The organism is Rhodococcus sp. NPDC004095, assembly GCF_053604015.1.
In genome coordinates this window covers 162,393-182,936 of the sequence record NZ_JBSGGS010000004.1, presented here as the reverse complement: position 1 = coordinate 182,936, position 20,544 = coordinate 162,393, and the positions used below count along the sequence as shown (strand labels likewise).

The following is a 20,544-nucleotide window of genomic DNA, read 5'->3' as shown; positions in this document are numbered from 1 at the left end:
ACTCAGTTAAGCACAGTTATCTTAAATTCGGTTATTGATAGTTAACCGAAATGGTGTCGACGGCAACGTTGGTGCCGGAGCCACGAGTGGCACGGACCGGACAGGCGGCGAGATGGGCTTCGACCGAGCAGGCAACAGGGACGATCACGAGCGGTTGGTGAAGGAGCTGCGCGAGCGGCTCGCGACCGCGGCCCTCGGCGGCAGTGAGAAGTCGCGGCAGCGGCACGTCGACCGCGGCAAGCTGCTCCCGCGCGACCGGGTGAACACGCTGCTGGACGCGGGCAGCCCGTTCCTGGAGTTCTCGCCGTTGGCGGCGAACGGCCTCTACGGCGACGAGTGCCCCGGCGCGGGCATGATCGCCGGGATCGGCCGGGTCTCCGGCCGCGAGTGCGTGATCGTCGCAAACGACGCCACGGTCAAGGGCGGCACCTACTACCCGATGACGGTGAAGAAGCACCTGCGGGCGCAGGAGATCGCGCTGCAGAACAACCTGCCGTGCATCTACCTCGTCGACTCCGGTGGCGCGTTCCTGCCGCGGCAGGACGAGGTGTTCCCGGACCGCGAGCACTTCGGCCGGATCTTCTTCAACCAGGCGACGATGAGCGCGAAGGGGATCGCGCAGATCGCGTCGGTGATGGGCTCGTGCACCGCCGGTGGCGCGTACGTGCCGGCGATGAGCGACGAGGCCGTCATCGTCCGCAACCAGGGCACCATCTTCCTCGGCGGCCCGCCGCTGGTGAAGGCCGCGACCGGTGAGGTCGTCACGGCGGAGGAGCTCGGCGGCGGTGACCTGCACTCGAAGGTCTCCGGTGTCACCGACCATCTCGCCGCGGACGATCAGGACGCGCTGCGGATCGTGCGGAACATCGTCTCCACCCTGGGCCCGCGCAGTCCGCGGCCGTGGGACGTGGTCGAGACCGTCGACGCGGTCGCCGATCAGACCGAGCTCTACGACGTGGTCCCGACCGACCCGCGCACCCCGTACGACGTGCACGAGGTCATCACCCGGGTCGTCGACGGCGGGGAGTTCCAGGAGTTCAAGGCGGAGTACGGCAAGACCCTGGTCACTGGTTTCGCGCGGATCCACGGGCACCCGGTCGGGATCGTCGCCAACAACGGTGTGCTGTTCGCCGAGTCCGCGATGAAGGGCGCGCACTTCATCGAGTTGTGCGACAAGCGGTCGGTCCCGCTGCTGTTCCTGCAGAACATCGCCGGGTTCATGGTCGGCCGCGACTACGAGGCCGGCGGCATCGCCAAGCACGGCGCGAAGATGGTGACCGCTGTGGCGTGCGCCCGGGTGCCGAAGCTGACCGTCGTCATCGGCGGCTCCTACGGTGCGGGCAACTACTCGATGTGCGGCCGCGCGTACTCGCCACGGTTCCTGTGGATGTGGCCGAACGCCCGGATCTCGGTGATGGGTGGCGAGCAGGCGGCGTCGGTGCTCGGCACCGTCGGCTCGGGCAGCGACCCCGACGAGATCCGCGCCCAGTACGAGGCGCAGGGCAATCCGTACTACTCGACTGCCCGGTTGTGGGACGACGGGATCATCGACCCGGCCGACACCAGAGATGTTCTCGGACTGGCCCTGTCGGTGTGCGCGAACGCGCCGATCGAGCCGGTGTCCTACGGCGTCTTCCGGATGTGAGTGACATGACTGTGAGCGAGAAGATGAGCGAACCGACCCCGATCCTGTTCGATACCGTCCTCGTGGCGAACCGCGGCGAGATCGCGGTCCGGGTGATCCGCACCCTGCGCGCGATGGGCATTCGGTCCGTCGCCGTCTACAGCGACGCGGACGCCGACGCCCGGCACGTCCACGAGGCGGACACGGCGGTGCGTCTCGGCCCCGCCGCGGCGCGGGAGAGTTACCTCGACATCGACAAGGTGGTCGAGGCCGCCCGCCGCACGGGTGCGCAGGCCGTGCATCCCGGGTACGGGTTCCTTTCCGAGAACGCGGCCTTCGCGGCCGCGTTGGAGGCGGCGGGGATCGCGTTCCTGGGCCCGTCGGCGCGCGCCATCGAGGTGATGGGCGACAAGATCACCGCGAAGAACGCGGTCGCCGCGTTCGACGTGCCGGTGGTGCCGGGCATCGCGCGCCCGGGACTTTCCGATGCCGAACTGATCGCTGCCGCCGACGAGGTCGGTTACCCGGTGCTGGTCAAGCCGTCCGCGGGTGGCGGTGGCAAGGGCATGCGGATGGTCGAGGATCCGGCGGAGTTGCCTGCGGCGTTGGCGAGTGCACGTCGGGAGGCGGCGTCGGCGTTCGGGGACGACACCTTGTTCCTGGAGCGGTTCGTGTTGCGGCCCCGGCACATCGAGGTGCAGATCCTCGCCGACACGCACGGCAACGTGATCCATCTGGGGGAGCGTGAGTGCAGCCTGCAGCGTCGGCACCAGAAGGTGATCGAGGAGGCGCCGTCGCCGCTGCTGGACGAGGCGACCCGCGCGCGGATCGGTGAGGCGGCCTGCAACACCGCCCGCAGCGTGGACTACGCCGGCGCCGGGACGGTGGAGTTCATCGTCTCCGCGGATCGGCCCGACGAGTTCTTCTTCATGGAGATGAACACCCGGCTGCAGGTCGAGCACCCGGTCACCGAGATGGTGACGGGCCTGGACCTGGTCGAGTGGCAGGTGCGGGTGGCGGCGGGGGAGAAGCTGGCCCTGAGTCAGGACGACATCACCCTCACCGGTCATGCGATCGAGGCCCGGGTCTACGCGGAGGATCCGGCGCGCGGCTTCCTGCCGACCGGTGGCACCGTCGTGGACCTCGCCGAGGCGAGTGGTCCTGGGGTGCGGGTGGATTCGGGGTTGCGGGTCGGCACCGTCGTCGGCAGTGACTACGACCCGATGCTGTCGAAGGTGATCGTGCACGCCGCCGACCGCGCGGCGGCGTTGCGTGGCCTGGACCGGGCGCTCGCCGAGACGGCGGTGCTCGGTGTGGTCACCAACATCGACTTCGCGCGGTTCCTGCTCGCCGACCCGGACGTGGTGGCGGGCAACCTGGACACCGGGCTGCTGGACCGCAGGCTCGAGCACTTCGTCGCCCCCGAGCCGAGCGACGACCAGATCGTCGCCGCCGGGGTGTACCGGTGGCTGGCCCGCTGGCCGTCCGGTTCGGCGGACCCGTGGGACATCCCGACCGGCTGGCGGGTCGGTGGCCCGGCGCCGACCGGCATCCGGCTCGCGACCGCGACCCGCGCCGAACACGTCCGCATCACCGGACGCCCCGGCGCCGCGACTGCCCAGCTGGAGGACGGCGAATCCCGTTCCCTGACCGCGTTGTTGGATGGTGACCGGCTGCGGGTCGTGCTGGACGGGCGCAGCGAGACCTACCGGGTCGCCGAGCAGGACGGGCACCTGTGGCTGGCGTCCCCGTCGGGGATCGCGGTGGTCCGGGAGGTCGCGGAGGTCAACGTCCGCACCGGCGACACGCACGCCGGGGAGGCGGAGCTGACCAGCCCGATGCCGGGCGCGGTGATCGCCGTCGGCGTCGAGTCCGGCGCCACGGTCACCGCGGGCACCACGATCGTGGTGGTGGAGGCGATGAAGATGGAGCACGCGCTGACCGCCCCGATCGACGGCACCGTCGAGGTCTTCGCCGCCGCCGGTGACCAGGTCAAGGTCGACCAACTGCTTGCACGCGTGATTCCCGACAGCACTGACGACAAGACCGAAAAGGGTGACCAGGCATGACCGACTACCTTTCCACCGGGTCGCTGCCCGACGAGTACGAGCAGCTGGCCAAGACCGTCCGAGACTTCGCGCAGACGGTGGTCGCGCCGGTCGCTGCCGAGCACGACGCCAACCACACCTTCCCGTACGAGGTGATCGACGGGATGGCCGACCTCGGCCTGTTCGGCCTGCCGTTCCCCGAGGAGTACGGCGGTCAGGGCGGCGACTATTTCGCCCTGTGCCTCGCGCTCGAGGAGCTCGGCAAGGTCGACCAGTCCGTGGCCATCACCCTCGAGGCGGGTGTCTCCCTCGGCGCGATGCCGGTGTACCGGTTCGGCAACGACGCCCAGAAGCAGGAGTGGCTGCCGCAGCTGACGAGCGGAAAGTCCCTCGCCGCCTTCGGCCTGACCGAGCCGGGAGCCGGCAGTGACGCCGGCGGCACCCGGACCACCGCCCGTGAGGACGGCGAGGACTGGGTGATCAACGGCAACAAGCAGTTCATCACGAACTCCGGCACCGACATCACCAAGCTGGTCACCGTCACCGCGGTCACCGGGACCGCGGCGAACGGGAAGAAGGAGATCTCCACGATCCTGGTACCTGCCTCGACCCCCGGGTTCACCGCGGAGCCCGCCTACAACAAGGTCGGCTGGAACGCCTCCGACACCCATCCGCTGACCTTCCAGGACGTGCGGGTGCCGCGGGAGAACCTGCTCGGCGAGCGGGGCCGCGGGTACGCGAACTTCCTGCGGATCCTGGACGAGGGTCGGATCGCGATCGCGGCGCTGTCCGTCGGTGCCGCGCAGGGCTGCGTCGACGAGTCGGTCAAGTACGCCAAGGAACGCGAGGCGTTCGGGCGCACGATCGGGTCCAACCAGGCGATCGCGTTCAAGATCGCGCGGATGGAGGCGCGGGCACACACCGCCCGCACCGCCTACTACGACGCCGCCGCGCTGATGCTGGCGGGCAAGCCGTTCAAGAAGCAGGCGTCGATCGCCAAGCTGGTCGCCAGCGAGGCGGCGATGGACAATGCCCGTGACGCCACGCAGATCTTCGGTGGCTACGGCTTCATGAACGAGTACGCCGTCGCACGGCACTACCGGGACTCGAAGATCCTCGAGATCGGTGAGGGCACGACCGAGGTGCAGTTGATGCTGATCGCGCGGGAGGCGGGTCTGTGAGCGAGGGTTCAGTGAGTGCCGGGGTCGAGCCGCGCAGGGTCGTGCAGCGCGGCCTGTGGTTCGAGGAGTTCGAGACCGGTGTCGTCTACGAGCACCGTCCCGGTCGCACGGTCACCGAGGCCGACAACGTCCTGTTCACGACGCTGACGATGAACACGCAGGCACTGCACCTGGACGCAGCGTTCTCGGATGCGTTGCCGCCCTTCAACGCCCGGCTGGTGAATTCGATGTTCACGCTGTCCACTCTGGTGGGGCTGTCGGTGGCACAGCTGACGCAGGGCACGATCGTCGGAAACCTCGGATTCTCCGAGATCGCGTTCCCGAAGCCGCTGTTCCATGGCGACACGATGTACGCGGAGACGGTCATCGTCGAGAAGCGGGAGTCGAAGAGCCGGCCCGGCGAGGGCATCGTCACCTTCGCGCACACCGCGCGCAACCAGCACGGTGACGTGGTCGCGACCGCCGTCCGCAAGACGATGGTGCGGAAGCGTCCAATTGATGATTCCCGAACGGACGGTGAGTGACGTGGCCGGGACGGATGCACCCTGGACTCCTCCAGGACCCTCGTGGCTGTTCTGCCCGGCGGACCGGCCGGAACGATTCGCCAAGGCCGCGGCCACCGCGGACGTCGTGATCCTCGACCTCGAGGACGGAGTCGCGGCCGCGGACCGTCCGGCGGCCCGCCGCGCACTGATCGACACCCCGCTCGACCCGCAGCGCACCGTGGTTCGCATCAACGCGCACGGCACCGAGGACCAGCGGCTCGACCTGGAGGCGTTGCTCGAAACCGGCTATCCGCGGGTGATGTTGCCCAAGTGCGAGTCCGCCGAACAGGTGCGCTCGCTGGCGCCGCGGGAGGTGATCGCACTGATCGAGTCTCCGCTCGGCGCGCTGACCGTCGCGGAGTCCGCGCAGGTCGCCAACGCGGTCGGGGTGATGTGGGGTGCCGAGGACCTCGTCGCCTCGCTCGGCGGCACCGGAAGTCGCCGAGCCGACGGCACCTACCGGGACGTGGCCCGGCACGTGCGGTCCGCATCGCTGCTCGCCGCGAAGGCGCACGGGCGGCTCGCGTTGGACTCGGTGTACCTCGACATCAAGGACCTGGCGGGTCTGCGGGAGGAGGCGGACGACGCGGTCGCGGTCGGCTTCGATGCGAAGGTCTCGATCCACCCGAGCCAGGTCACGGTCGTGCGCGAGGCGTACGCGCCGTCCGCCGAGGACGTCGACTGGGCCCGGCGGTTGCTCGCCGCTGCGGGCGAGGAGCGCGGAGTGTTCACCTTCGAGGGCAAGATGGTGGATGCCCCGGTGTTCCGGCACGCGGAGCAGATCGTGCGCAGGGCAGGTGATCAGGAGGTCGATTGACGATGGCGGGGCCACAGTCGAAGGTGCCGCAGTGGGTTCCGTCCGACGAGGATGTCGAGGGGGCGCGGATCACCGATTTCGCGTCCTGGGCGGAGGGCCGCTGCGGCGTGAGCCTGCCCGACTATCGGGCACTGTGGCAGTGGTCGGTCGACGACCTGGACGACTTCTGGCTCGCGGTGTGGGAGTACTTCGAGGTTCAGTCGTCGACCCCCGTCGGCGCGGCACTGGTGGACGAGTCGATGCCGGGTGCCCGTTGGTTCCCCGATGTCCGCTCGAACTACGTCCGTCAGGCGCTGCGGCACGAGACCCGGCGCCGTCCCGCGATCCGGTACTCCGGTGAGGACACCGGCGACGTCGAGATGTCCTGGGCGGAGTTGCGCAGGCAGGTCGGCGCGCTGGCCGCGACGTTGAAAGCGCACGGCGTCGGATCCGGTGACCGGGTGGTGGGCTACCTGCCGAACATTCCGGAGGCGGTGATCGCGTTCCTCGCGACCGCGAGCCTCGGCGCGATCTGGGCGGCGTGCGGGCAGGACTACTCCGCGCCCGCCGCACTGAACCGGCTCGGTCAGCTCGACCCGACCGTGCTGATCGCCGCCGACGGGTATCGCTTCGGGGGCAAGGTCCATCGGCGGGACGCCGAGGTCGCGCGGTTGCGGGCCGGGATGCCGAACCTGCGCCTGACGGTGCGGGTGGAACATCTCGGCGATCTGCCCGACGTGCCCGCCGAGGAACCCTCGACCGGCCTCGCGGAGCCGGGCACGGTGATGTGCTGGGCGGAGGCGTCTGCCGGTGATGCGCCCCTCGACCCGGTGGACGTCCCGTTCGACCATCCGTTGTGGGTGGTGTTCTCCAGCGGCACCACCGGTCTGCCGAAGGGCATCGTGCACGGGCACGGTGGTGTGATGCTCGAGCACCTGAAAGCCCTTGCCCTGCAGAATGACATCGGACCTGCCGACACCCTGTTCTGGTACACCAGCCCGAGCTGGATGATGTGGAACTACCAGGTCGGCGCGCTGCTCGTCGGCGCGACGATCGTCTGCTACGACGGCAGCCCGTCGTACCCGGCGCCGGACGCGTTGTGGGAGCTGACGTCCCGGCATCGGGCCACGATGCTTGGCACCAGCCCCGGGTACGTGCTCGCCTGCGCGAAGGCCGGTGTGGTGCCGCGCGAGAATCACGATCTGGGCGCGTTGCGGGCCGTCGGGATCACCGGCTCCTCGCTGCCACCCTCCTCGTCGCTGTGGCTGTCCGAGAACGTCGGTTCGCAGGTTCCGGTGTTCTCGATCAGCGGCGGCACCGACGTGGTGACGGCGTTCGCCGGCGGGGCGCGGACGGTCCCGGTGTGGCCCGGAGAGCTGTCGGTGCCGTGTCTGGGAGTCGCGCTGGACGCGTTCGATTCCGACGGGCGGTCCGTGCGCGGCGAGGTGGGGGAGTTGGTGGTGACCCGCCCGATGCCGTCGATGCCGGTGTTCTTCTGGAACGACCCGGAGGGGACGCGTTACCGGGACTCGTACTTCGCGGTGTATCCCGGCGTGTGGCGGCACGGTGACTGGGTCACGATCACCGACCACGGCAGCGTCGTCGTCCATGGACGATCCGACTCGACATTGAACCGCAACGGTATTCGGATGGGCAGTGCCGACATCTATCAGGTGATCGAGGAGCTGCCCGAGGTTGCGGAGGCTCTGGTGCTCGGCGTGGAGCAGGCCGACGGCGGATACTGGATGCCGCTGTTCGTCGTGCTTGCGGACGGAGTGGACCTCGACGACGCCCTCGAGGAGCGGATCAGGTCCGCCCTCCGGAAGCAGGTGTCGCCGCGGCACGTCCCCGACGACATCATCGTGGCACCCGGTGTGCCGCACACCCGCACCGGAAAGAAGCTCGAGGTGCCGATCAAGCGGCTGCTGCAGGGCGCCGACGCGGACCGGATCGTCGACCGCAACGCCGTCGACGCCCCGGACCTGATCGACTGGTACACCGCGCAGAAGCGCTGACCGGGAAGGGTGCCACGAGCGGGTTGCCGGGGCTCGGAGTCGCCTCGGGCGCGGGGCGCTCGCCGATCGAACCGCGTGCGGGGCCCATCGGCGTCAGCGTGAGGTCCGGTCGGCGCGGCCGGTTCCGTCGAGTGCTGCCAGCAGCGCGTCGTTGACGGCGTCTGCTGGTGTCAGCGGCAGCATGTGGTGGGTGGCCCCCTCGATCACGGCCACGCGCACGTCCGGCATCGACGTCGAGAGCGTTGCCGTGATCCCACGACTGTCGTGGACCTTGCTCCCCGCTGCGAGGATCACGGTCGCGTCGGCATTCAAACGGGCCAGCGCGTCGGGTCTCGGTCGCCTGGGGACCACCGTTCTCGTCTTCGGAAAGTGCGCGGCACCTCGAGCGAGGAGGTCGATCCAGTCCTCGTCGAGGGTTCGCCCATCCGTCTCCCACCGGATGAAATCACGTTCGCGTTTCTCGTTGGGGAACAAGAGAATCGGCAGTGCGTGAAGTAGGTACCGGGCGCGCATGCCTGCGAAGCGTTCGCGAACCACACCGTGGCGGTTGCCCCGCCGCCGGGCAGCAGGAGCACCGGTGGGGCGTCGGGCGGTCCGCACGAATTGACCCGGGTGGTGCCGTGCTCCGATTCCAGGTCGCGGGTGGTGACGTCGACCGGCCACCTGTCGAGGACGCGGTCGTACGCACGGTAGAAGGCAGCCCCTTCCGCGGTGGCGGCGAAATCGGAGATCGATGGCGTGGGCATCGCGAACGCCACCGCCGCCATCGACGCGTACACCGAGGCGGAGCTGGACACCGTCGGCAAATTTCTCGTGGACATGCAGCGAGCGGTTGAGTCGTCGGCGGTGGAGTCGACCCCGCGGCCGTGATGCCGCACCGTGGCAATTTCGTGGCACGGAAACACGGATTTCGCCGATTCGCCTCCGCGGCCGGTCGGGGCTTCATACGATGCTGCGAATTGCTGGGCGTAGTGCCGGGGTTCCCGGGGCCCACGGGGAGTGAGTCACCTGCCCCGGGGTGATCGAGGCCAGGTGGGCGCCCACGTCCGTCGTCCTAAGGATGGTCCGTCTTGACACGCACTGTTTCGAAGCGCCTGGTTCCTGCCGTGGCCTCGCTCGTCGCCGCCGGCCTGGTGCTCAGCGGATGTGGCAGCAGCGACGCCGAGTCCGGCGCCTCCGCGGCCACCGGTGAGCCGATCAAGGTCGGCCAGATCATTCCCGTCGAGGCGCCGGGCATCTCGCTGGCCAGCCAGGCCAAGGGCCTGACCGCGTCGGTCGAGGTGTTCAACGAGCGGGGTGGCGTCAACGGGCGTCCGCTCGAACTGATCCAGTGTGATTCGCTCGGCGACCCCAACAAGGAACTCGACTGCGCCGACAAGATGATCTCCGAAGGGGTCGTCGCCACGCTCGCCGACTTCACGCCGGCCTCCCCGGAGGCGACCTCGGAGAAGCTCGCGAGCGCGGGGATCCCGCGAATCGGCATCAACCCGATGAACTACGCGGAGTTCGCGGCCCTCAACGTGTACACCCCGTTCGCGGGTTCGCTGCTCACGCTGTTCGGCACCGTCGACACCCTGGTCGCCAACGGCAAGACGAAGCTGACGGTGATGCGCCCCGACCTGCCGGTTGCCGCGATGCTGAACCAGTTCCTCGGCCCGTACGTGAAGTCGCGAGGCGCCGAGATCGTCAACGAGGTCGCGGTCGGCGCAGGCGCCACCGACTACACCCAGTTCGTCGCCGCCGCCGAGCGCAACGACGCGCAGGGCGTCATCATGGCCCTGACCGCCACCGAGTCGAACCAGATCGCGGAGGCGTTCAACCAGCTCGGCTCGAAGCTCAGCTTCGCGCTGGCCGCCACCGGATTCACCCAGACCGACCTGCAGCACCTCGGCAGCTTTGCCACCAGCTCCGTCTACACCAGCCCGGTGCCTGCGCCGTCGTCGAGCACCGAGGACTTCCCCGGCCTCGAGGAGTTCCTGGCCGACATGGAGAAGTCCGGCGACAGTGACCTCGAGCGTTCGGAGATGAACGGCACGGAGATCTTCTCCTGGCTCTCGGTGCGTGCATTCGGTGAGGTGGCGAAGGGGCTCGACAACATCTCGGCGAACACCGTGTCGCAGGGCTTCATGAACGCCAAGGACCTCGACATGGCCGGACTCGTCCCGGCCTGGACGCCGAACGACACCGAGCCGTTCTTCGGGATCTTCCAGCGGGTGTCGAACTCGATGATGTACAAGCAGTCCTTCGACGGGGACGTCGTCGTCACCGATCCCAACCAGTACGACCTGCGCACGAAGTAGCGCTGACGTCGTACGCAGTAGCACCGGACGATCGATCGGGGAGCGGCAATGACGGAGTTCGTGCAGTTCGCCATTCTCGGGCTCGGGGCCGGATCGGCCTACGCCCTGCTCGCGCAGGGCGTGGTGCTGGTCTACCGCGGATCCGGGGTGGTGAATTTCGCGCAGGGTGCGATCGCGATGGTTGCGGCCTACCTGTGTCTGGAAACACTTCAGCGAGAACATGACTGGCCGCTGTGGCTCGCGTTCGCCGCGGGAGTCGTGGTCGCGGGTCTGATCGGACTGGTGTTTCAGCTGACCGTGCTCAGGTGGCTCGCGAACGCCGCCCCCATCGTGCGGCTGGCTGCCACGCTGGGTCTGCTGGTGATCCTGCAGTCGGCGGTGCAGCAGTTCTACGGCCTGAAATCGATTCGGGTTCGGTCGTTCCTGCCCAACGACGCCTATCACTGGGGCGATGTGGTCGTGCAGCAGGATCGGCTGATCCTGCTCGCGATCGCGATCGGGATGACGGTCGTGCTGTGGGCCGCGACCCGGTTCACGCGGGTCGGACTCGCGATCACCGCCGCCGCCGAGAACGAGCGGGCCGCGGCCGCGCTCGGGTGGTCACCGCAGCGGCTGGCCGCGCTGACGTGGACGGTCGGCGGCGCACTCGCCGGCATCGCCGGCATCCTCGTCGCCCCGCTCACCGGTCTGACGCCCACAGCGTTCGTCGTCATCGTCACGGTGTCCGCGCTCGCCGCGGCACTGCTCGGTGGTTTCAAGTCGTTCCCGCTGACCCTGCTCGGCGGCCTGGTGCTCGGCGTCGGCGAGAGTCTCGTCACCCTGTACCAGGACTCGATCCGCGAGTTCCTGCACATGGAGACCCTCACCGGCGTCAACCGGGCCGTGCCGTTCCTCGTCATCCTCGTGGTGTTGGTCGTGCGGGGTAAGGGCCTGCCGCTGCGCAGCCACGTCTCCGAACGGCTCCCACGCCTCGGCTCCGGCGCTGTCAGCTGGCCGGGGCTCGTCGTCGCCCTCGTGATCGCGATCGTGGCGATCGCGTTCAGCGACGACTGGCTCCGCGCGCTCACCCTGACCCTCGCCGCTGCGGTGTTCCTGCTGTCCATCGTCGTTCTCACCGGCTACGCGGGACAGCTGTCGCTGGCCCAGTACACCGTCGGCGGGCTCGGCGCGCTGATCGCCGCGCGTCTCGTCGGTCAGGCCGGTTGGTCACTGATCCCGGCCGCGATCGTGTCCGTCGCGGCGGTCATCGCCGTCGGCGTGCTGTTCGCACTACCGGCGCTGCGCACCCGTGGTGTCAACCTCGCGGTCGTGACCCTCGGCCTCGGATTCACCGTGCAGGAGATGATCTTCGGCAACCCGGCACTGACCGGTGACAAGCTCGACAACTCGGTGCGGATTCCGAAGCTGACACTGTTCGGCCTCGACGTGACCGCCTCGAAGTATCCGGAGCGCTGGGCGCTGGTGTGTCTCGCGGTCCTCGCTCTCGCCGGAATCATGGTCGCGAACCTCCGGCGGTCGCGGACCGGCCGCCGCCTGATCGCGGTCCGCACCAACGAACGCGCCGCGGCCTCACTCGGTATCAGCGTCTTCACGGTCAAGATCTACGCGTTCGCCGTCGCCGCCGGGATCGCCGCGGTCGCCGGAATCCTGTTGGGACTTCGCAACTCCGCCGTCACCTACGTCGAGTTCAACGCCTTCGCGTCGATCAACGCGGTGGTGCAGGCGGTGACCGGCGGTCTCGGCTACGTGATCGGCGCCGTCGTCGGCGCACTGCTCGCTCCGGGTGCCCTCGTCAGCCGCGCCCTGTCCGACGGCTCCAGCAGCGGCGCCGTCGCCAGCCTGATCGGCGGCATCGTCCTGATCGTCATTCTGCTCACCAACCAGAACGGCATCGCCGACATGCTGGCCCGGGTGAGGGCGGCCCTCCGCCGGACACCGGCGCGGACCGCCCTGCCGGGCAGGTCGAGAGCATCCACAGCGCAACAACTCTCGTCGGGAGCCGACGATGCGACGGTGCCGGCCACCCCGCTCGCCGTGCGCGGGCTCGGGGTGCGGTTCGGAGGCGTGACCGCCGTCGACTCGGTGGACCTGACCGTGCTGCCCGGCCAGATCGTCGGACTGATCGGACCCAACGGTGCCGGGAAGACCACGGTGATCGACGCGATCACCGGATTCGTCACTCCCAGCGCGGGCCGGGTCGATCTCGGTGACCACGACATCACCGGTTGGTCCACCGCACGCCGATCCCGGGCCGGGCTGCGCCGGTCCTTCCAGTCGCTGGAACTGTTCGAGGACATCAGCGTGTGCGACAACATCCACGCGGGCGCCGACGAGGCGACCCGTGGCAGTTGGCTCACCGACCTGTTCTGGCCGGGGCGCCGGCCGCTGTCACCGACCGCGTCCACCGCGGTCCGGGACTTCGAGCTCGAAGCAGACCTGTCCGCCATGCCGGACCAGTTGCCCTACGGGCGACGCCGGCTCGTCGGCATCGCCCGCGCGGTGGCGTCCGGGCCGTCGGTGATCCTGCTCGACGAACCCGCCGCCGGTCTCGACGAGGCCGAGAGTCGTGAACTGGCACACTGCATTCGACGCCTCGCCGACGAACGGGGCGCCGGGGTGTTGCTCGTCGAACACGACATGGGAATGGTGATGTCCACCTGCGACCGGATCGTCGTGTTGGAAGCGGGCCGGGTGATCGCCGAGGGAACGCCGGAGGAGATCGCGTCCGACGACCGCGTCCGCACCGCCTATCTGGGAACCGACGACGAAATGACGGGTGCCGTGTCATGACCACCACGAAGCGCGAACAATCCGCCGGGGAGATGGTGCTCGACTGCGCCGGACTGGATGCGGGGTACGGCGGCGCGACGGTGTGCCGCGATCTGAACATCCGGGTCCGGTCCGGTGAGGTCGTCGCGCTCATCGGTGCCAACGGCGCGGGCAAGTCCACCACGATGCTCACCGTCGCCGGTGAGCTGGCACCGCTCGGCGGACAGGTCACCGTGCTCGGATCCGACGCCCGCGCCTCGCTGGCCACCCGCGCTCGGCGCGGCTTGAGCTACGTCACCGAGGAACGGTCCGTGATCATGGGCCTGACCGCGGCCGAGAACCTCAAACTGGCAGGGGTCGGAGCCGACGCCGCCTGCGCGATCTTTCCGGAACTCCGGGCATTGCTCGGCCGGCCCGCCGGGCTGCTCTCGGGTGGCGAACAGCAGATGCTCACCCTCGCGCGGGCGCTCGCCCGGAACCCGCGGCTGCTGTTGGCGGACGAACTGTCCCTGGGGCTCGCACCGCAGATCGTCGCGCGGCTGCTCGCAGTGGTGCGGGCCGCCGCGGACGAGCGTGGGGTCGGCGTCCTCCTCGTCGAGCAGCACGTGCAGCAGGTGCTGCGCGTCGCGGACCGGGTGTACGTGATGCGGCGCGGCCGGGTGATCGTGGAGGGGACCGCAGCGGAGATCGCCGCGGACCTCGACGCCGTCCAGCGGGCCTACCTGTCCGCCTCGGCCGTCGACGAGGTCGCGGAGACACCCCCGGCGGTCGCCGAGACACCCCCGGCCGTCGCCGAGACACCCCCGGCCGCCGCCGAGACACCCCCGGTGAGCTGATCACGGTCGCTCGGTCGGTCCCTTGTACGGTTGTGGCGTCGTTTTTTGCTGCGAGGGTGCGGACCGCGGATCAGTGAGGGGTGTCGTGGGAGTGGGAGCGAAGTCACCTGTCGTCCGGGTGCCGAAGGCGGGTGAGCTGGTCGCGGCCAGCCTCCGCAGGCGAATCATCACCGGCGAACTGAAGGTCGGCGACCCACTGCCGAACGAGGCGGCGTTGATGGAGCAGTTCGGGGTGTCCCGGCCGACGCTGCGGGAGGCGTTCCGCATCCTCGAATCCGAGTCGATCATCACCGTGCTGCGCGGCGCGCACGGCGGCGCGCGGGTGCTCGCGCCCGATTCGTCGGCGGCCGCGCGGTACACCGGGTTGCTCCTGCAGTACCAGGGCGTCCCCCTCGTCGACGTGTACCGGGCCCGGGCCTCGTTCGAGGTGGCGGCGGTCGGGCAACTCGCGGACGGTGCCCACGGCGACGAACTGGACACCTTCGAAGCCCTGCTCGAGGCGGGCGCGGATCTCCTGGACGACGCGGAGGCGTTCGCCCGGCACGACGTGGACGTCCATCAGGCCCTCATCGACCTGGCGGGCAACCAGACGGTCGCGGTGCTCGCGGGAATGATCGTCCACATCATCGACGCGCACCACGCTCTCTTCATCGCCGCGCACGGCGGGGAGAACGAGCGGCCGGCCTCGCGCGCCGCACACCGGTCCTACCTGCGGCTGCTCGGACTGATGCGGGACGGCGACTCCCTTGCGGCGCAGGAGTTCTGGGGGAAACACCTCGACGCGATCGAGCGGTACATGATCGACAACTCCGAGACCACCCTCGTCGAGGTGCTGTCCTGACCCGTCACCTCGGGATCGGGATCACCAGCGGGGGCAGGCCGGGCACCTCCACCCGGATCTCCGCCGGCGGTGCCACCGGTGGGGGCTGCGGGACCACCACGGGGGCAGGCTCCGGTGCGGGCGGTGGTTCCGGTGCGGGCGGTGGGGGCGGTGGTTCCGGCGCGGGCGGCGGCGCAGGTGCCTCCGCCAGCGCGCGGCGCGGAGCCTGATCCGCCGGCGCGGACACCACCGGAGCCGGTGCCGGGGTGGTCACTCTCGTCGTGGTCGGCGCCGGCTCGGCCGGGCCCGACCCGACCGGAACCGCGGTCAGGGTGCCGGTTGCCAGGTCCACCACCGACACGGCGCCCATCGCATCGAGGGCCGGCCGAATCGTCAGGACACGACCGGCGTCGAATCCGGGCCAGGGCACCGCACGGGGATCGGGGTCGACGGTCGTCGTCGGGGTGTCCAACGGCGCACCGTGTGCGCACCGCACCTTCGGCGCGCCGTGCTCGTCGATCAGGACGATCGTCCCCGACTCGAGCACCGACTCCCGCGGGACCGCGCGGCCCTCGTCGTAGCCGTAGTTCGTGACCCGGGTGTCCGCGCGGAGCAGCACCGGGGTCAGCGTGCTCACGAAGCCGCGGACGTCGGACACGCCCTGAACCTTCGCCCACGCGGTCAGTTTCGTCGGATCGCGTTCGAGTTCGTCGACGAGGCGAGCGCTGTCGCACAGCGGACGGTTGGGGCTGCCGCCGTACAGGCCGCCACGGTCACCGTTGACCACCGGTGTCGCCTCGACCGACAGGTCGCTGCCCGGCGGGCCGGGCGGAACGACGGTCGGGGTCTGCGGCGGCAGCAGCCGGTCCGTCCAGGGCTGATCGCCGTCCTGCGTCGTCGCGAGCATGGCGACGGTGTGGGTGGCCGGTCCACGCTGGGCGCATCCGGTCGAGACCGTCGCGAGCGCGACGCACGTGACCACGAGCAAGCCGACCGGCCACCCGTGGGGAGGGCCGGTGGTTGCGACGGCGCGGCGTCGGTCCCGGTGTGCGGACCGCCCGCCGTTGTCGGGGGCCACCCGGCCATCGTAAGCGCGTCGCCCGCCCCGTGCTCGGTGATCGCGGCGCGGTGGTCGGCGCTCGCCGGGGGTGCGGTGACGGAGCGGTCGTACCCGCCCGTGTCACCATGGTGACCCGTCGGCAGGGTTGTTCCTGGCAGGGAAGGGGATCACGTGGTGCAGGTGCGGCAGGAAGTTCGGGACAGGGTGCTGGTGATCCACCTCGAGCGGGAGGACAAGCGCAACGCGATCAACGGAGCGATGGCGCAGGGTATCGACGCCGCGCTCAACCGGCTCGACGACGACCCCGACCTGTGGGTGGGGGTGCTCACCGGGACGCCCGTCGTGTTCTGCGCCGGCACCGACATCAAGGAGGGCTCGGGTGACCTCACGCCGAGAGGCGGCGAGTACGGCATCATCCGGCGGCAGCGCGAGACACCGCTGATCGCGGCGGTGGAGGGGCAGGCGCTCGGTGGTGGCTTCGAGATCGCCCTCGCCTGCGACCTGATCGTGGCCGCCGAGTCGGCTGTGTTCGGGCTGCCGGAGTCGCTACGCGGACTGGTCGCCACGTCCGGCGCGCTGTTCCGCGCGCCCCGGGCCCTGCCCGTCAACGTCGCCCGCGAACTGCTCATCACCGGCAACACCCTCACCGCGCGCCGCGCCTACGACCTCGGCGTGGTCAACGAGGTCACCGCGACGGGCGGCGCGCTCGAGGGTGCACTCGCGACGGCAGCGAAGATCTGTGCATCCTCGCCGACGTCTGTGCGCGAAAGTCTGCGCGCGGTAAGGGAACTCACGGCCGACGACGACGCCCTGGGCTGGGAGGTCACGTCGCGGGCCAAGGACGTCGTCACCTCGTCCGCCGACATGCGCGAGGGCATCGGCGCGTTCTTCGAGCGACGCGAACCCCGCTGGACCGGGTGCTGAGGGGCCGGCGCCGGCGAAGTGCCGACCGGTCAGTGTGCCGCGGTGGGTTCCCGGTCCGTCTCGTCGACGGTGATGGCCTCCGGCGCGGTGGACGAGCGCGGGATGAAGGCGGCCACCAACAGGGCGAGCAGAGCGGCTCCGGCTCCGATCAGGAAGGTCGTCACGAAGGCCTCGTGGGTGGGCACCTCTGCTGATCCGAACGGCTTCGTCATGGTGGCGAGCACGGCCGTCATCACCGCGGCAGCGAACGACGTGCCGACCAGTCGCATCAGGGAGTTGAGTCCGTTCGCCGCGCCGGTTTCGTGCAGCGGGACCGAGCCCATGATCAGGGCGGGCATCGCCGCGTAGGCGATGGCGATGCCCGCCGTGATCACGATGTTCACCATCGCGATCTGCCAGAGCGCGTTCATCGCCACGGCGCCGATCAGATAGCCCGCCGCGATCACGACCGTGCCGACCATCAGCGTGATCCGGGGCCCGTGCCTGCCGGTGATCCGTGCCGAGACCGGGGACAGCAGCATCATCACGATGCCGCCCGGGGCCATGCACAGGCCGGCCACGACCATCGACTGCCCCAGCCCGTAACCGGTCTCGGGCGGCGACTGCAGAAGTTGGGGCACCGTCAATGCCGTCGCGTACATCGCGAAGCCCGCCAGCACCGACGCCACGTTCGTCAGCAGCACGGGGCGGGACGAGGACACCCGGAGGTCGACCAGTGGTTCGGCGGTTCGGAGTTCGAACGCGCCCCAGAGCAGGAAGACCACTGCCGAGGCTGCGATCAGGCCGAGGGTGAGCGGGCTGGTCCAGCCCCACTGTCCGCCTTTCGTCAGGGCCAGCAACAGCGTGACCAGACCTGCGGCGAGCCCGGCAGCACCCACGTAGTCGAAGCGGCCCGGTTTGCGGATCGGGGACTCGGGCACGAAGGCCGCAACCGCGGCCGCGACTGCGACGCCGAGGATCGCCGCGGCCCAGAACAGGGCGTGCCAGCTGTAGTTCTGTGCGGTCCACGCGGCCAGCGGCAGCCCGATTGCGCCGCCGATCCCCATGGTCGAGCTCATCAGCGACACCGCGGCGGCCATCTTCTCTCGGGGCAGCTCGTCACGCATGATGCTGATGCCGAGTGCGATGGTGCCGGTGGCCGCGCCCTGCAGGGCACGGCCGATGATCACCGGTGCCACGCTCGAGCTGACCGCACAGATGACCGAGCCAGCGACGAGAAATCCCATGGAGATCAGGATCATTCGTCGTTTGCCCACCATGTCGCCGAGGCGTCCGGCGATGGGCGTGACGACCGCCGCGGCGAGCAGCGTCGAGGTCACCGCCCAGGAGGCGGTCGACGGAGACGTGTGGAGGAGGTCGGGCAGCACGTGGATCAGGGGGACCACCAGGGTCTGCATCAGCGAGACCACGATGCCCGCGAACGCGAGTGTCGGCAGCATCAGAGCAGCGGCTCCGGTGCTCCGTCCGGCGGAATGATCGACGGCGGTCAACGTGGCCTCCTGCTCCGGCCGGGGACGGGCGTCGCGGCACATGAATGTGCACCATACACACAATGTGTATGGTGCACTGCGGCTTGGGTGCTTCGTGATGCCACAATGTCCGCGATGAACAGTGACGACAACGGGCGCAGCGCAGGGCTGGACCTCGAACGCGAGATTGCACTCCTGGCCCGGCACACCGCGCTGGTGACCAAGGTTCGGACCGTCTCGCAGGAACTCGATCGCTCGGCCTACCTGCTGCTCAGTCGGCTCGAGATCAGCGATCCGATGACGCTGAAGGAACTCGCCGACTCGTTCGGCCTCGACATCTCCACTGTCAACCGGCAGACGGCCGCGCTGATCCGGGCCGGGCTCGCGGAGAAGATCGCCGACCCGGGCGGTGGCACGGCGCGCAGGCTGCGGCCGACCGAGACGGGGCTCGCCGCCCTCCGGCGCGACCGGGGCCGGAACGTCGCGGGCATCGACGACCTGACCGGAACCTGGACCGACGACGACCGCCACACGCTGGTCGCGTTGCTGCGGCGACTGAACGAGGAGATCGAACGCCGTCAGGGCGTGCACTGGCCCCGAGACTGAACCACCCTCGACCGAACCACCCCGGGACCGGAACACGGCGGTGGCCCGCCGGAGCGCGGCGGGCCGGCCGTGGTCGCGCCCCGATTCGTCGGCTCCGGATCAGGCCGTCGACACTGCAACGGGCCTTCAGCTCTGGAACAACGGCATCATCGGAGCCGGTTCGGGACGCACATCGTTCTGCGACGTGGTTCGCAGCCACGTCCCGTCCGCCCGGCAGCGCTGATATGTGCCGTCCTCGTAATAGATCTTCGCGCCGACGCTGTAGTCCCGGCCGTTGTAGACGCACACCGTGGTCGTGGAGTCGTCGGGGTCGAAGACCGTGTCGGCGGCCGCGGTCGCCGCCGACGCGCCGATCAGGCCGAGGGCGACGAGTGCGGACGCGGCGAGGGTCTTGGTGGTGCGCGAGATCATGTCTGTCCTCCTTGTGTGGATGTGTTGCCCCGGGGTCGGGGTGTCACCAACTATTCGGGCGCGGCGGCAGGGCTGACAGGCACCCTGGGTGGCGAACCGCTCCACCCTGCACTCCGGTTCACGCGGTCGCGCTCTTGTACCGTGGCTCCCGGCCGAGACCTCGGTCACAGAACGAGCGAGCAGGGGAGTGGCAGGGATGGGCATCAACGACGGACGCGTGGTCATCGTGACCGGTGCTGCGGGCGGCATCGGCCGAGAGCATGCGCTCGAATTCGCCAGGCAGGGAGCCAAGGTCGTCGTGAACGACCTCGGTCCCGCGGAGGCCGTGGTCGAGGAGATCAAGGCGCTCGGCGGCGAGGCCGTCGCGAACAAGGACGACATCTCCGACTTCGAGGGCGCAGGCCGGCTGGTGCGGACCGCGATCGAGGAGTTCGGCACGCTGCACGTGCTCGTGAACAACGCGGGCATCCTCCGCGACAAGATGTTCGTCAACATGACCGTCGACCAGTGGGACGACATCATGCGCGTGCACCTGCGCGGCACGTTCGCCCCGTCGCAGCACGCCGCCTCGTACTGGCGGGAGCAGAGCAAGGCGGGGACGCCGGTCGCGCACCCTCGGATCATCAACACCTCGTCGCCGTCGGGCCTGTACGGCAACCTCGGTCAGACGAACTACGGTGCGGCGAAGGCCGGGATCGCGGCGTTCACGGTGATCCTCGCCGACGAGCTGGCACGGCTCGGCGTCACGGTCAATGCGATCGCCCCGACCGCGCTCACCCAGATGACGGCGGGTCTGGAGGGCTTCGTTGCGGCCGCCGAGGCGGAGAAGGAGCGCACCGGGTTCGATGCCTCCGCGCCCGGGAACATCTCCCCGACGGTGGTCTGGCTCGGTTCGCCCGAGTCCGACGGTGTCACCGGTCGGGTCTTCAACGTGCACGGCGGCTCGATCAGCGTCGCCGAGACCTGGGTGGCCGGTCCCGGTGTCTCGAAGAACGAGCGGTGGGATCCGGCGGAACTCGGCGAGGTCATCCCGGCGCTCGTCGCGCAGGCTCGGCCGAACTCGAACATGGCGGGCAATCCCCGCTCCTGACCGCCGAATGAACGGGAGTTCGGTGGCAGGCTCCTCGAAGCCGCCGCTGA

18 protein-coding genes are annotated in these 20,544 nt (G+C 69.7%); 14 read left to right on the top strand and 4 right to left on the bottom strand.

All coding sequences use genetic code 11. From position 1 onward, the window contains the following. The first annotated feature begins 112 nt into the window (after positions 1 to 112). Genes ACWEPG_RS09105 through ACWEPG_RS09080 form a run of 6 tightly spaced genes read left to right on the top strand, consistent with a single transcriptional unit; the run spans position 113 to position 8,209 of the window. Positions 113 to 1,645 carry a carboxyl transferase domain-containing protein gene (locus ACWEPG_RS09105; RefSeq protein WP_450114528.1) on the top strand — a complete coding sequence of 511 codons (1,533 nt, stop codon included), beginning with the start codon at positions 113 to 115 and terminating at the stop codon, positions 1,643 to 1,645. A gap of 23 nt (positions 1,646 to 1,668) precedes the next feature. Next, the gene (locus tag ACWEPG_RS09100; protein WP_452594364.1) at positions 1,669 to 3,693 is read left to right on the top strand and encodes an acetyl/propionyl/methylcrotonyl-CoA carboxylase subunit alpha; all 2,025 of its coding nucleotides are present in this window, start codon (positions 1,669 to 1,671) and stop codon (positions 3,691 to 3,693) included. Then, positions 3,690 to 4,853 carry an acyl-CoA dehydrogenase family protein gene (locus ACWEPG_RS09095; RefSeq protein WP_450114526.1) on the top strand — a complete coding sequence of 388 codons (1,164 nt, stop codon included), beginning with the start codon at positions 3,690 to 3,692 and terminating at the stop codon, positions 4,851 to 4,853. Before ACWEPG_RS09100 ends, ACWEPG_RS09095 begins: the two co-directional genes overlap by 4 nt. Further along, positions 4,850 to 5,377 (top strand): MaoC family dehydratase, encoded by a 528-nt coding sequence (locus ACWEPG_RS09090; protein ID WP_450114525.1) that lies wholly within the window; start codon positions 4,850 to 4,852, stop codon positions 5,375 to 5,377. Before ACWEPG_RS09095 ends, ACWEPG_RS09090 begins: the two co-directional genes overlap by 4 nt. A 1-nt stretch (position 5,378) precedes the next feature. Then, a complete protein-coding gene (locus ACWEPG_RS09085) occupies positions 5,379 to 6,215 on the top strand; it encodes an HpcH/HpaI aldolase/citrate lyase family protein (RefSeq protein ID WP_452594293.1) in 837 nt (278 codons plus the stop codon). Positions 6,216 to 6,217: 2 nt separating this feature from the next. Next, the gene (locus tag ACWEPG_RS09080) at positions 6,218 to 8,209 is read left to right on the top strand and encodes an acetoacetate--CoA ligase (RefSeq protein WP_452594292.1); all 1,992 of its coding nucleotides are present in this window, start codon (positions 6,218 to 6,220) and stop codon (positions 8,207 to 8,209) included. A 93-nt stretch (positions 8,210 to 8,302) separates the two neighbouring features. Here ACWEPG_RS09080 and ACWEPG_RS09075 read toward each other — a convergent pair whose 3' ends face one another. After that, on the bottom strand, positions 8,303 to 8,722 hold the full coding sequence (locus ACWEPG_RS09075; RefSeq protein ID WP_452594291.1) for a hypothetical protein: 420 nt from the start codon (positions 8,720 to 8,722) through the stop codon (positions 8,303 to 8,305). 225 nt (positions 8,723 to 8,947) lie between these two features. Here ACWEPG_RS09075 and ACWEPG_RS09070 point away from each other — a divergent pair, with 225 nt between their 5' ends. The 5 genes from ACWEPG_RS09070 to ACWEPG_RS09050 all read left to right on the top strand — a co-directional run bounded on the left by ACWEPG_RS09070 (position 8,948) and on the right by ACWEPG_RS09050 (position 14,955). Continuing rightward, on the top strand, positions 8,948 to 9,079 hold the full coding sequence (locus ACWEPG_RS09070) for a hypothetical protein (RefSeq protein WP_450136009.1): 132 nt from the start codon (positions 8,948 to 8,950) through the stop codon (positions 9,077 to 9,079). Between the two features lie 200 nt (positions 9,080 to 9,279). Next, a complete protein-coding gene (locus ACWEPG_RS09065; protein ID WP_450114520.1) occupies positions 9,280 to 10,509 on the top strand; it encodes an ABC transporter substrate-binding protein in 1,230 nt (409 codons plus the stop codon). Positions 10,510 to 10,557: 48 nt separating this feature from the next. Continuing rightward, a complete protein-coding gene (locus tag ACWEPG_RS09060) occupies positions 10,558 to 13,299 on the top strand; it encodes an ABC transporter permease subunit (RefSeq protein ID WP_452594290.1) in 2,742 nt (913 codons plus the stop codon). Then, entirely contained in the window at positions 13,296 to 14,114 is an 819-nt protein-coding gene (locus ACWEPG_RS09055; RefSeq protein WP_452594289.1) for an ABC transporter ATP-binding protein, read from the top strand. Before ACWEPG_RS09060 ends, ACWEPG_RS09055 begins: the two co-directional genes overlap by 4 nt. Positions 14,115 to 14,199: 85 nt before the next feature. Beyond that, positions 14,200 to 14,955 carry a FadR/GntR family transcriptional regulator gene (locus tag ACWEPG_RS09050; protein ID WP_450114517.1) on the top strand — a complete coding sequence of 252 codons (756 nt, stop codon included), beginning with the start codon at positions 14,200 to 14,202 and terminating at the stop codon, positions 14,953 to 14,955. A gap of 4 nt (positions 14,956 to 14,959) precedes the next feature. Here the strand turns inward: ACWEPG_RS09050 and ACWEPG_RS09045 are convergent, their stop codons facing one another. After that, a complete protein-coding gene (locus ACWEPG_RS09045) occupies positions 14,960 to 16,012 on the bottom strand; it encodes a DUF6777 domain-containing protein (RefSeq protein WP_452594288.1) in 1,053 nt (350 codons plus the stop codon). A gap of 156 nt (positions 16,013 to 16,168) precedes the next feature. Here ACWEPG_RS09045 and ACWEPG_RS09040 point away from each other — a divergent pair, with 156 nt between their 5' ends. After that, positions 16,169 to 16,918 (top strand): enoyl-CoA hydratase-related protein, encoded by a 750-nt coding sequence (locus ACWEPG_RS09040; protein ID WP_450114566.1) that lies wholly within the window; start codon positions 16,169 to 16,171, stop codon positions 16,916 to 16,918. 29 nt (positions 16,919 to 16,947) lie between these two features. On the opposite strand, the gene ACWEPG_RS09035 is transcribed toward ACWEPG_RS09040, so the two are convergent. Next, positions 16,948 to 18,450 carry an MFS transporter gene (locus ACWEPG_RS09035; RefSeq protein ID WP_452594287.1) on the bottom strand — a complete coding sequence of 501 codons (1,503 nt, stop codon included), beginning with the start codon at positions 18,448 to 18,450 and terminating at the stop codon, positions 16,948 to 16,950. A 72-nt stretch (positions 18,451 to 18,522) separates the two neighbouring features. On the opposite strand from ACWEPG_RS09035, the gene ACWEPG_RS09030 reads away from it, so the two are divergent. Next, the gene (locus ACWEPG_RS09030) at positions 18,523 to 18,993 is read left to right on the top strand and encodes a MarR family winged helix-turn-helix transcriptional regulator (protein ID WP_450114514.1); all 471 of its coding nucleotides are present in this window, start codon (positions 18,523 to 18,525) and stop codon (positions 18,991 to 18,993) included. A 126-nt stretch (positions 18,994 to 19,119) separates the two neighbouring features. Here ACWEPG_RS09030 and ACWEPG_RS09025 read toward each other — a convergent pair whose 3' ends face one another. After that, positions 19,120 to 19,404, bottom strand: a complete 285-nt coding sequence (locus ACWEPG_RS09025) for a DUF1496 domain-containing protein (protein WP_450114513.1) — start codon at positions 19,402 to 19,404, stop codon at positions 19,120 to 19,122. Positions 19,405 to 19,600: 196 nt separating this feature from the next. Between ACWEPG_RS09025 and ACWEPG_RS09020 the strand changes: the two genes are divergently transcribed. After that, complete coding sequence (locus ACWEPG_RS09020) at positions 19,601 to 20,494, top strand: SDR family oxidoreductase (protein WP_450114512.1); 894 nt, start codon at positions 19,601 to 19,603, stop codon at positions 20,492 to 20,494. Positions 20,495 to 20,544: the final 50 nt, after the last annotated feature.

Bases quoted from the DNA above. Each gene is read 5' to 3' on its own strand.
- ACWEPG_RS09105 (WP_450114528.1), top strand. From the start codon at position 113: ATGGGCTTCGACCGAGCAGGCAACAGGGACGATCACGAGCGGTTGGTG.
- ACWEPG_RS09100 (WP_452594364.1), top strand. From the start codon at position 1,669: ATGAGCGAACCGACCCCGATCCTGTTCGATACCGTCCTCGTGGCGAAC.
- ACWEPG_RS09095 (WP_450114526.1), top strand. From the start codon at position 3,690: ATGACCGACTACCTTTCCACCGGGTCGCTGCCCGACGAGTACGAGCAG.
- ACWEPG_RS09080 (WP_452594292.1), top strand. From the start codon at position 6,218: ATGGCGGGGCCACAGTCGAAGGTGCCGCAGTGGGTTCCGTCCGACGAG.
- ACWEPG_RS09075 (WP_452594291.1), bottom strand. From the start codon at position 8,722: ATGCGCGCCCGGTACCTACTTCACGCACTGCCGATTCTCTTGTTCCCC.
- ACWEPG_RS09060 (WP_452594290.1), top strand. From the start codon at position 10,558: ATGACGGAGTTCGTGCAGTTCGCCATTCTCGGGCTCGGGGCCGGATCG.
- ACWEPG_RS09055 (WP_452594289.1), top strand. From the start codon at position 13,296: ATGACCACCACGAAGCGCGAACAATCCGCCGGGGAGATGGTGCTCGAC.
- ACWEPG_RS09035 (WP_452594287.1), bottom strand. From the start codon at position 18,450: ATGTGCCGCGACGCCCGTCCCCGGCCGGAGCAGGAGGCCACGTTGACC.
- ACWEPG_RS09030 (WP_450114514.1), top strand. From the start codon at position 18,523: ATGAACAGTGACGACAACGGGCGCAGCGCAGGGCTGGACCTCGAACGC.
- ACWEPG_RS09025 (WP_450114513.1), bottom strand. From the start codon at position 19,404: ATGATCTCGCGCACCACCAAGACCCTCGCCGCGTCCGCACTCGTCGCC.
- ACWEPG_RS09020 (WP_450114512.1), top strand. From the start codon at position 19,601: ATGGGCATCAACGACGGACGCGTGGTCATCGTGACCGGTGCTGCGGGC.